Below are 12,694 nucleotides of genomic sequence, written 5' to 3' on the forward strand. Positions count from 1 at the left end.
CCCGTGGGTGTGGGCTTCGTCGGGAATCAGTCCCGGAGGGACCGTGGACTGCCGCTGCTGGTACGTGTGGCGTTTTGGCCTGCAATCGGGTCACGATGCGGCGTCGGCGAGGTCTTCGAGCCGGTTTTGGAGTTCTTTGCGCAGCGTTTCCGGGGCCGACTCATTGAGTGCTCGCACGTTTGTTGCCCCGGTTCCGCCATCGACGGTGACGAATTGTATATCGAGGTTCTCCCCGGCGTGGCGGTTGACGCTGTCGATCTGTGCTTGCCCGGCGGCGACGATCATTCCGCAGTGGCTCAGAGTGAGTGTGTTCAGGTAGGTTTCGGCGTTTGCGACGGTTTGCGGGCCCGTGACTTGAAGGTATTGAACGCGAACGAGAGTTTCCACCGAGGCGTCCTTCATGGAGGACCAGACCGTCTTCGCGGGTTCGCCCAGGATGCCCTTCTCGTCGGTCAGTAGACACGCCTTCGCGTCGACGTACTCGCGTTGGCGGGGCGGGTCGGGCCACAGCACCCACACCGCGAAGCCCGTGATAGCCGCCACCACGGCGACGGCCGTGAGGACGATTTGCCGCCGTCGTCCGGGTGTCGACGCGTTTACGCGGAGCCACCGTCGGATCACGGAAAACTTCGTCCGGCTCGGCGTCAACGGCTCTGACCTCTCCTGTTTGGACATCGGCGGAGGGTATGCATTAGATCGACGTGAAATCAAGATCTTGCGGACAGTGACGATCTTGTTTCATGCTGCGGCGGCACCTTAAAGGAACCTGTGAGATCGGGGCTCACTGATGCTGCGGCGGATCGCCGGCGGTACTGCGCTGGCTGTGGCTTTGTCGTTGGGCGTGCCGCCCGGAGCGGTCCCGGAGGGCGGCGGCTGGCCGTTGTCGGGGCTGTTCTCGGTGCTGCGGCAGACGCCGGTGCTGGCTGCTGTCGCCGGTCTGCCGAAGCAGGAGATCGGCGGTGATCCGGCCGACGCGGACCATTATGTGCCGACGAGCGAGACGAAGTCTGACGGCGGTGCGGGCCGGGCGCCCGGCCGTGGCAAGGGCATCGCGGATCCGGCGCTGCCGACGCAGCCCGAGTCGCAGGCGTACACCACGCCGGCGAAGCCCGGTGATGGGACCAGCTTCGACCCGCAAACGAGCGAGCGGTTGCCGAAGAGTTCGTCGGCGACCTACGACGAGTTCCAGAACGAGGACGGCTCGATCACCCGGCAGATCCACGAGTCGCGGGTCAACTTCCGGGCGCCGGACGGCACTTACCAGCCGATCGACTCGGCGCTGACGCCGCGCGGCAACCGCCTCGAGGCGGGCGCCAACTCGATCGAGGTGTCCCTGGGCGCCCGCGGAGCCGACGTCAGCAAGCCGGCGCCAACGGCGACGCCGAGCGTTGAGCCGTCCACAGCGCCGAGCGCCACACCGAGCCCTGCGCCCACAGTGGACGCAGGCAGTGCCCTGGCGTCGGTGACGACCGCCTCCGGTCACACGATGGCGTACGACCTGGCGGGTGCGGCCGCGGTGCCGGCGGTGGTCGACGGCGACACGGCGACGTATCCGGAGATCCTGCCGGGCACCGACCTGGAGTTGCGGTCGCTGAACGACGGTCTCAAGGAGACGATCGTTCTGAAGTCTCCGGCCGCGGGGAACGAGTGGTTGTTCCCACTCAAGCTGGAAGGGCTGACCCCGAAGGCGCAGCCGGACGGCTCGATCGACCTGCTGACCGCGGCCGGTGCGGTGGCGATGCGGGTCCCGCAGGGCTACATGCAGGACTCGAAGGTCGACCCGGCGTCGGGCGCCCCGGCCGAGTCGTCGAAGGTGCATTACGAGCTGACCACGGTCGACGGCAGCCCGGCGCTAAGGGTGACCGCCGACGCGGCGTGGCTCGCCGACCCGGCCCGGCAGTATCCGGTGCGGATCGATCCGACGGCGGAGTGGCAGACCGCGGACACCGGTGACGTCTTCACCGACAACAGCAGCTCCACGGCCAACCAGGACGGGGACAACCTGCCGGTCGGCACCTATGACGGCGGCACGACCGTCTCGCGGTCGTTCATCCACTTCGACAACTTCGACAACGACGGCCTGGTGGGCACGCAGATCCGGTCGGCGAAGCTGTTCGCGTACCACACCTGGTCGTACAACTGCACCAGCCACGAGCCGGTGTACGTGCGGCGGGTCACCTCGTCCTGGACGGTCAACAACCTGGGGGACAACGGCACCCTCGCGGCCGGCCCGTCCTATTCGTCGCCGATCGCGACGTGGACGATCGGCGACAACTATCCGGCGTGCGAGAACACCGGCAGCAACCGTGGTGTCGGTGCGTTCCGGTCGGTGGCGTTGCCGGTCACGACGTTCAACGGCTGGTCGAGCGGGACCATGCCGAACTTCGGTCTGGCGCTGACCGCGTCGGAGTCCGACTCGACGGCGTTCAAGCGGTTCACCTCGGGGGACTACGGTGTCGCGACCGACCCCTACCTGGAGCTGACGTATGACTACAACGTCGATGCGCAGGTCGATGAGCAGTACCCGGCGTACGGGGCGGCGGCGCAGACGCTGACGCCGGAGCTGATCGCGGATGCGCACGATCCGGACAACTGGCCGAAGACGCTGACGTACAAGTTCATCCTGTACGGCAAGGACTCCAAGACCGAGATTGCGAACTCGGGCTGGATCGCGAAGAAGTCGTGGACCGTACCGGCCGGGAAGATGGTCTGGGGCGAGAGCTACTACTGGACCGCGATGGTCTCCGACGGGCTGACCAACAACGCGGATTTCCTGTCGAAGCACCTGCTGGTGACGCCGGTGCCGCAACCGTCGGTGACCTCGGGGCTGTCGCAGAACCCCGGCCAGGGCTTCGATCCGGTGATCGGCAACTACACCACGACGATCCGCGACGTGATGGTCGCGACGATCGGCCCGCCGCTGGAGATCACCAGGGCGTACAACAGCATCGACCCGCGTACCGATCAAGCGCTCGGCGTCGGCTGGTCGAGCGTGCTCGACGCGAAGGCCGTCGAGAAGACCGCGACGATCGGCGGGACAACCAGCGTCAACACCGTGGTGGTGACCTACCCGAACGGCCGTGAGATGGCGTTCGGCCGCAACAACGACAGCACCTTCCTGTCGCCGGCGGGCCTGTCCGCCACCTTCACCAAGCTCGGTACGGGTTACCGGTTGCGGGAGAAGGAAGGCACCACCTACGTGTTCGCCGAGCCGACCGGCGACGGCAGATACGGCATTTCGTCGATCACCGACGTTTCCGGGCGGACGCAGACCTTCTGGTACACCGACCACGTGGTGTCGACGATCGAGTCGGCGTCCGGCCGCATCCTGGATGTCTTCTGGACGTCGACGACGCCGAAACGGGTGGACCACATCTCCACCGACGCGTCGGTCGTGGGGGACTGGGACACGGTCAACACCTGGTGGTACGACTACAGCGCCGACGGCGCGTTGGAGCACGTGTGCCCACCAGCGGGCGGGGGCGAGTGCCGCGACTACGAGTACGCCGCCACCGGCTCGCCTTATCCGACCACGATGCTCAACGCCCGCCCGTACTCGTATTGGCGGCTGACCGAGACCGCCGGCGCGGTCGCGAACAGCTCGATGCTGGAGAACGGCGGCACCGACCTCGGTACTTACAGCGGTGTGGCGCTCGGCCAGCCCGGCCCGCTGGCCGGCTCGAGCGCGACGGCGGCCGGTTTCAACGGCACCTCCGCGCAGTTGCAGCTTCCGGCGAAGTTGAGCACCGACGCCACGAACCAGGCGATCAGCATGTGGTTCAAGGCCAGCGGTGGCGACGGCGTCCTGTACGGGCAGTCCTTGGAGGCGACGAGTTCGGCGGCCGCGACCACCAGGACCGCCTACCATCCGACGCTGTACGTCGGCTCGAACGGCAAGCTGATGGGTGGCTTCCCGAAGGCGCCCAAGCTGGGTGCGTCGCTGGGCACTTTGCTGGCGGCCGGTCAGGGGCAGTGCCTGACGGTTCCCTACAACTCGTCGCTCAACGGCCTTGTGCTCGTGCTGTCCGACTGCACGGGCGGTCCCAGCCAGGTCTTCACCTGGACCACGGGACGGCAGATCCAGGTCACCAGCGGTGGCGTGGTCAAATGCCTGGATACCCAGGACCAGGGCGGCTCCAACGGCGACGATCTGATCATCAACAGCTGCAACAGCACGTACGCCACGCAGAAGTGGGACGTGCAGGTCGACGGGCAGATCACCAATGACTACTCGGGCCTGTGCCTGGACTCGGTCGGTGACGGCAGCCAGAGCGGCGCGGCCATGCAGATCTGGGCGTGCGGCAAGACGCGCCCAGTGGACCAGCTGTTCACCGCCGCGGTGCACAGCCCGATGGAGTCCGCGGCGAGTGTGGCCGACGGCAACTGGCACCACGTCGTGCTGTCCGCCTCCGGCAACAAGCAGGAGATGTACGTCGACGACAAGCCGGTCATCACCCAGACCGGTGTGACCGTCCAGGACCTGAGCCCGAACAGCTCGTACATCGGCAAGGGTTTCCTCGGCGGCGGCTGGCCCAACCAGTCGCATGCGAGCACGGCCAGCAACCTCGGCTACCGGGACTACTTCACCGGCTCGGTCGCCGAGGTGGCGCTGTTCGACTCCGCGGTCGACAAGCAGGTCGTCAACGCCCTGCTCGCAGCGCGTGGCGCGGTCAAGCAGATGACCCGGATCGTGCGGGCCAACGGCGGTTCCAACGCGACCGTCACCTACGACGGGGTGACCGGCCGGGTCAGCGAGATGACCGACGGCAACGGCACGCTCTGGAAGCCGCAGGCCCCGGTTCTGGGCGGTACCACCAAGGTGTACGAGAGTGCCGTGCTCGGCGGCGCCCCGACGAACTACTGGCGGATGGCCGAGAGCAACGGCGGCCAGGACGCGGTGAACCAGGTCAACGGCGGCGTCGCCACCTACAACGTGGTGGGCCTCGGATCGCTCGACGGCCCGTTCGGCGCGGCCGGCAAGGCCGGATCGTTCAACGGCACCAGCTCCTACCTCTCGCTGCCGTCGGGGGTGGCGACGAAGAACAGCAGCTCGGTGTCGATGTGGTTCAATACCACGACCACCCGCAAGATCCTGCTCGGCACCAAGTACGACGCCACGCAGAACACCGCCCGCTACGACATCCCGGCGATGTGGATCTCCGCAGACGGCAGGCTGCGGGCGCTGTCGCCGTCGAAGACCCCGACCGGCCCGCTGAACTCGGTCGGCATCCCCGGCAAGTGCATCGACGTCGAGGGCAGCGTCGTCACCGACGGCACCAAGATCCAGATCTACACGTGCAATGGCACGGCCGCGCAGAACTGGTCGCTGGTGCCGCTGAACGCGAGCAACACCGAGTTCACTCTGCAGGCGTTCGGCAAGTGCATCACCCCCAACGGGGGCTTCACTGCCAACGGCACCGTGCTCACGCTCTGGACCTGCAACGGCACCGCCACCCAGACCTGGCAGTCGGCGAGCGGCCGGATCCTCAACAAGCTGTCCGGCCGCTGCATCGACGACCCCGGCTCGTCCAAGGTCGACGGCACCGACCTGCAGCTCTACGACTGCAGCACCTCGGTCGCGCAGCAGTGGATGCCGTCGCTGTCCAGCAAGGCGGTGGTCAACGACGGCAAGTGGCACCACGCGGTGCTGACCACCGACGGACTCAACCAGTCGCTGTACGTCGACGGTGTCAAGACGCAGTCCTCCGCGGCCTCGACCGTGACCACGCAACGCCGGGAGATGGACCCGGACACGGCGGCAACCTACACAGCCGGCGCCGGCTACGTCGACGGCGGCACCGGCAACTTCTACTGGCTCGACTCCAACGTCACGAGCTACCACAACGGCGGCCTCGCCGAGGTCGCGACATATGCCTCCACCATCGACGACAACCAGGCGTCCTACCAGTTCAAGGCCCGCGACGCGGTCAAGGCCGCACCATCCGGCGAGATCCAGTACTCGATCCTAGGTCCGCCGGACGGCAACAAGCAGGAAACCAAGACCACGACGGTCAACGACCTGATGTACGGCCGGAAGGTCGCCGACATCGACGCCCTGGGCAACGCGACCCGCTACGGCTACAGCGGCAAGGGCAATCTGCGCACGGTCACCGACGCCAACGGCAACATGACGATCAACGAGCACGATGCCCGCGGCAACGTGGTCGCCGCGACGACCTGCCAGGACCGGTCGGCGAACCAGTGCTCGACCTCGTACTCCACCTACTACCTGAACGCGTCGGACCCGGCGGACGTGCGCAACGACCGCCTTCTTGAGCTTCGCGGACCCGGATCGGCGTCGGTCACCGACAACACGTACCTGACCAAATACACCTATGACGCGTCCGGGAACCGGACCAGCGAAATCGACGCGATCGGCCGAACGACCACAATCGGCTACACCGACGGCAGCACCACGGGCGGATACGCCGGAGCTCAGGTGCCCGCCGGCCTGCCCTGGAAGGTCATCAAACCCGACGGCGGCGTCCAGACGATTGAGTACAACCAGGCCGGCGACGTCGCGGAGACCACCGACCCGGCCGGTTCGGTGACCCGCTACGAGTACGACAACCTCGGCCGTACCACCAAGGAACTCGAGGTCCTGCCGGACCCGGCCCATCCCGGCCAGGCGATCATCGGGGCGACGACCGACTACGAGCACGACCGGTCCGACCGGGTGACCAAGGTGACCGATACCCCGGCCACGAACCTGGTCTCCGGCGCCGTGCACACCCCGGTCACGACGCTGGCCTACGACCTCGACGGGCAGCTCACCGACGAGACGACCACCGACGCCACCGGCGGTGACGCGCCCCGGACCACCCACTACGGCTACGACTGGTACGGCCGGCGCATGACCGAGACCGATGAGGTGGGCAACTGGACGTGGTACGACTACGACGCGTTCGGTCGGGTCAGCAAGCAGACCCACGCCGACATGAGCGTCGAGCTGACCACGTACGACGCGGTCGGCAACGAGCTGGCGACCATTGTCGAGAACGGGGACGGGGACGCGGATCTGACGGTCCGGTCGCTGGCCTACGACCCGGGCGGCCGGCTTGCGTCCGAGACCGACGCGATGGGCTGGGTCACCAAGTACACGTACACCGACAACAACCTGATTGCCACGGTGACCCGCACGAACGGTTCCGAGTCCTTCGTGCTGGAGAGGAACACCTACGACGCTGCCGGCAACCGGACCGTCCAGCTCAGCAACAACGGGCTGACCAAGACCACGTACACCTACGACGAGGTCGGCCGTGGCCGGACCGCGACCGTCGAGGTGACCGACCCCGACGAGGGCTCCGTTACCAGCCGCACCACCACGTATGCCTACTCGGCCGAGGATGACGTGGTCAGCACCACGCTGACCGCAGGCGGCGCGGTCCCGTCGCCGTCCGACGCACAGTTGTCGCGGTCCGACACGATGTACGACCGGATGGGCCGCGTCCAGCAGGAGACCACCTACCTCACCGGCGGGCTGACACCGACGACGCGCTGGCGCATGGACCAGACGTCCGGCACCACCACCGCCGACGCGGCCGGCAACAACACCGGCACCGCCGCCGGCGCCGTGAACTGGTCGCCCGAACGCGGCGGCGCGGCGTCGTTCACCGGCGTCACCGGCAGCGCCATCGTCGGCCAGGCGGCGGTCGACACCCTGCGCCCGTACACCCTCAGCCTGTGGGCCAAGCTCGCCGCCAAGGACGCCGACCACTACGTCGCCGCGATGAGCGGCGACAACGGCGCCACCGCCCTGGACGTGTTCTACGACAAGGCCGCCGACTCCTGGCGCCTGGCTATGGATGTTCGCCAGCCGGACGGCACGAACGCCTCCGTGACCAGCACCTCCACCACCGGTTCGGCAACGCAGGCCTGGCAGCACCTCGCGGTCGTGGTCACCCCAGCCACCACCAGCGGTGCGACCAGCACCGCACAGCTGTACGTCGACGGCACGGTCACGGCGGCGATCTCCACCACCACCGAGCAGTTCAACAACCGGGCAACCGACCTGCGGATCGGCGCCGGGATCGCGCCCCCGGGCGAGTTCACCGGCCTCGTCGACGACGTCCAGACGTACCAGCAGGCGCTGAGCGCCACCGAGATCGGCCAGCTCCACACTGGCGCGGCGCCGGCCGACGCCGGCCGGGTCAGCCGCACCAGTTACACGCTGACCAGCGACGGCTCGGTCACGGCGATGACTGACCCGAAGGGTGGCCGCACCGAGATCGTCAACGACGAGGTCGGCCGCCCGGTCACCACCACCCGGCCGGCTGTGTCCACCGTCGTCGGTGAGGGTGCCCCGGTCCTGGCCCGCCCGGTGACCCGCGTCGGTTACAACACCTTCGGCGAGGCGACCGAGCAGCAGGACGCGAACGGCAACATCACGATCAACCGGTACGACGGCGCCGGTCAGATGGTCGAGTCCGAGTCGCCGCAATACACGCTGCCGGGCACCACCACGAAGATCAAGGCGATCAAGACCGTCACCTACAACACCGTCGGCCAGGTCGCCTCGACCACCGACGCGCTCGGCGCCCAGACCACCTACGAGTACGACCTGCTCGGCCGTACCGTCAAGGTCACCGCCCCGGACGAGGGTGTCACGGAGTACGAGTACACCGGCAACGGTGACCTGGCGTCAAACACCGACCCCAACGGTTCGACGGTGGCCTCGACGTATGACTATCTCGGCCGCACCCTCAGCAGCACGTCCGCGGTGCGCCAGGACAACGCCGGCTACACGACCACCTACGACTACGCATCCAGCCCCTGGCCGACGAAGGTGACCTCGCCCGGCAACGTCGTCACCACGGCGAAGTACAACAGCGTCGGCGAAGTCACCCGGGTCAGCGACATCCTCGGCAACACCACCACGACGAAGTACGACGGCGCCGGCCGCCCGATCCGGACCACCGCGGCCGACAACACCTACACCACAGTGACGTACGACTTCGCCGGTCGGCAGACCGCCACGGCCGACTGGTCGGCGGCCGGCACCCAGCTACGAACCCGCACCCAGGAGTACGACACCAGCGGCAACCCGGTTGCGGCCACCGACGCTCGCGGCACCCGCAAGACGTACACGTACGACCTGCTCGGCCGGCTTACGGGGCAGCGCGAGCCGATCAGCTCCGCCGATGCGATCGACACCACGTTCGGCTACGACCTGGCCGGTAACCAGACCCGGTTCACTGACGGGCGGGGCAACGGCTTCGTTACCACGTACAACGAGTGGGGCCTGCCGGCCACCCAGATCGAGCCGGCCACCACCCGCACACCGAACGCGGCCGACCGTACCTTCACTCTGACCTACAACAAGAACGGCAAGAGCACCCGCCTCGACTCGCCGGGCGGTGTCAGCGTCACGTCCGACTACGACGTGATGGGCCGCCTGGTCAAAAGCTCCGGCAGCGGAGCACAGGCCACGACCACGGACCGCACCTTCGAATACGACCAGGTCGGCCGGATGACCAAGTTCACCGGCTCCGCGGGCGCCAACACTGTCGGCTACGACGACCGCGGCCTTGTCACCTCGATCACCGGGGTGTCCGGCGCGTCGTCCTACCAGTACAACCCGGACGGCCTGCTCACCGGGCGCACCGACGGCGCTGGTACCACCGCTTACCAGTACGACCCCGTGGGCCGGCCGTCGCGGGTGCAGAACACCGCCGCCGGTGTTGACATGACCTACGGCTACAACAGCCTCAGTCAAGTTCAGACGATCGCGTACGGCGGGAACACCCGCACGTTCGGCTACAACGACCTGCACCAGCAGACCTCCGACGAACTCAAGACGTCCAATCAGACGAGCATCGGCAAGATCGCGTACGAGTGGAACCTCAACGACAGCCTCACCAAGAAGACGACCACCGGTTTCGGCGGCGTGTCGGTCAATACGTACACCTATGATCTTGCCGATCGGCTGAGCGGCTGGGACGACGGCACTACCCCGGTGGTGTACGCCTACGACAAGTCCGGCAACCGGGTGCAGGCCGGCACCAAGACGTTCACCTACGACCAGCGCAACCAGTTGGTCTCCGAATCGGCCGGAACCACCTACCAATACACCGCCCGCGGAACCCTCACCGCGACCACCACCGGCGGCCAGACCGTCAACACCGTCACAGACGCCTTCAACCAGGTCATCTCCCAGGGCGCCGGCAGCACCTACACCTACGACGGCCTGGGCCGGGTCATCCAGACCGGCTTGACCTACACCGGGCTCGGCAACGACGTGGCCGCCGACGGCACCTCCGTCTACGTCCGCGACACCGCCGACAGCCTGGTCGGGGTGACATCCGCGGCCGGGCAACGCTACGCCTGGACCGATGCCCACACCGATGTGGTCGGCGAGTTCACCGCTACTGGTGCCGCCTTGACCGGGTCGGTGTCCTACGACCCGTTCGGCAAGGTCCTAGCGGCTGCCGGGATGACCGGCCGGCTCGGCTACCAGCAGGAATGGACCGACCAGACCACCGGCAAGGTCAACATGTGGTCACGGTGGTACGACCCGCAGACCGGCACGTTCGACACCCGCGACACCGCGGCCAACAGCGCGTCCCCGACCTCGGGCGCGGCGAACCGGTTCGCGTACGCCGAGGGTGACCCGCTGTCGAACACCGACACCAGCGGCAACGCGGTCGACGGCAAGTGCGGCGAGTACGACTACGCCTGCGAGGTGAAGAAGTACCAGGCCGAACTCTCCTCGTACACCTCGGCGATGGACCAGCGTGACCGCGACATGCAGGCGGTCGGCGGTCAGATCGCCGCGCAGGAGGCCGACTACCAGCGCTCCCAGCGGGAGAGCCAGACGTCGCTGCTGGACATCCTGCTGCAGGTCGGCGTGGGCATGCTGCTCGACATGATCGGCTACACGTCGCTGGTCGGGTGTCTGGGTGGCAGTATCTGGGACTGCGTTGATCTGGCCACCAACTTCCTCGGCCCGATCAAGGCGTTGAAGATGGCCAAGTCTTTGTACAAGGCGGCGGATCGGGCGTTCTCGGGTTACCGGTTGTGGAAGCGGATCGTCGATGGCGCGATGACCGTGATGCACAGGTCGCAGGATCTGATCAACGTGGCGCGGAAGCATCTGGGCGACATCATGAAGAAGGTTCCGAAGAAGCCGAAGCCGCCGAAGAAGAAGGTCAAGCCGCCGGCGAAGAAGAAGCCGAAGCCCAAGCCGAAGCCGGAACGCAAACCGCAGCCGTCGAAGCAGGCCAAGCAGGCCAAGCCGAAGACCGAGCCGAAGAACGAGAAGAAGCCGGCACAGACCAAGGCCGCCAAGCCCAAGGAGCAGAACAACCAGCCGGACCGCAAGAAGCAGCCGCAGAAGCACGACGAGGACGCCGAGGAAACAGGACAGCAGGCCTGCCCGACCAGCCCGGCGACGTCGGCGCACAGCTTCGACCCGGACACCCGGGTCCTGATGGCCGATGGCACCACCCGGCCGATCTCCGAGATCACCATCGGCGACCAGGTTCAGGCCAAAGACCCGATCACCGGTGAGGCAGGCGCGCGGCAGGTCACCCTGCTGCACGCCAACCGCGACCACGAACTGACCGACATCACCATCTCGGCCCGACCGGACGCGGACGCTGACGCTGATGTGGTGAGCGAAGGCAAGGGCGGCCGTAGTACCCGCGGCCCAACCGGCACGTCGGTCCTGCAGACCACGGCACACCACCCGTTCTGGGACGCCACCACCGGCCGATGGACCGACGCCGCGAACCTCAAAGCGGGTAAGTCCACCCTGACCGGCCCCGACGGCCGCATCCAGCACGTCACCGCCGTCCGCAACCACACCGGCGCCACAGTGATGCGCGACCTCACCGTCGACGACATCCACACCTACTATGTAATCGCCGGCAACACACCAGTACTCGTACACAACTGCGGCGGCGACACTCCTGCCCCATCAATGCACGACACCGCAATCGGGCCGGTTGATGCGAATGGCGTTGGCCCCACCACTCTTCCAAGAGTGGAGTTTGATTCCAGTAAGATGCCGAATATTGCGGCAAATGTTCGCGCGGCTCAGGCGAGTGGTAAGCCGATGGTTCTAAATCGAACAACGATTAAGGCGGACATTGATGCAAATAGAGCGGCTGCCTGTGCGGGATTCTGTGGTAGGCCGCTCAGCCCTGATGAATATCCGTTAGCGTCCTCGATGCAAGGCGGCGCCGGAGCGAGGATCCTCGGTGTACCCATCCAGGAGCAGCGTATTCAGGGCGGTGTAATGTCGTCCTTCTACAGGAAGTTCAGTATCGGACACGGGGATCCGTTCGAAGTGGTGGTGAAGTAGTGGGTCTGAGTGGTCGCGAGGTTGACGCCGCAGTTGAGGTGTTGCCTCTCTACGGTCAGGTAGAGATCGGTGACAGCGGTGCAGTGGAGGTTCCTCAGTGGGAAAGCGGGGACGAGCCGGCTGTCGCAAGCGAAAGTATGATTTGCGTTGCGACCCGATCCGATGCGGATGGTAAGGTTCGCATTTCTGTGATCTCGGACGGGCTGCGCGCACCTCACGGGAGTGAGGTTTTTGCTGGCGAGCTGTCGCTGCCAAGCGGGGTTTTGGTTGTGGGAAACTCGGTTGCAGCGCAGACGGAAGAGGTCGATTTGTCGCCCACCAGATCGATCTTTGTCCGCGTGCTTGTCGAGCCCCGGGAACTGCCAAGCGAAATTACTGTGATTGTCGCAT

3 protein-coding genes are annotated in these 12,694 nt (G+C 66.6%); 2 read left to right on the forward strand and 1 reads right to left on the reverse strand.

Annotation, left to right across the window (positions count from 1 at the left end; translation table 11 throughout):
- Window positions 1–90: 90 nt before the first annotated feature.
- A complete protein-coding gene (locus tag Adu01nite_RS37725; RefSeq protein ID WP_203734088.1) occupies window positions 91–675 on the reverse strand; it encodes a type 1 periplasmic-binding domain-containing protein in 585 nt (194 codons plus the stop codon).
- 148 nt (window positions 676–823) lie between these two features.
- Between Adu01nite_RS37725 and Adu01nite_RS37730 the strand changes: the two genes are divergently transcribed.
- Window positions 824–12,304 (forward strand): ricin-type beta-trefoil lectin domain protein, encoded by an 11,481-nt coding sequence (locus tag Adu01nite_RS37730; RefSeq protein WP_203734089.1) that lies wholly within the window; start codon window positions 824–826, stop codon window positions 12,302–12,304.
- Window positions 12,304–12,694 (forward strand): hypothetical protein (locus Adu01nite_RS37735; RefSeq protein WP_203734090.1); only part of this gene is annotated, 391 nt, incomplete at its 3' end. The genes Adu01nite_RS37730 and Adu01nite_RS37735, both read left to right, overlap by 1 nt.

Source organism: Paractinoplanes durhamensis, from assembly GCF_016862175.1.
Lineage (GTDB): Bacteria > Actinomycetota > Actinomycetes > Mycobacteriales > Micromonosporaceae > Actinoplanes > Actinoplanes durhamensis.

Coding starts and splice junctions, on each gene's coding strand:
- Adu01nite_RS37725 (WP_203734088.1), bottom strand. CDS start 675: ATGTCCAAACAGGAGAGGTCAGAGCCGTTGACGCCGAGCCGGACGAAG.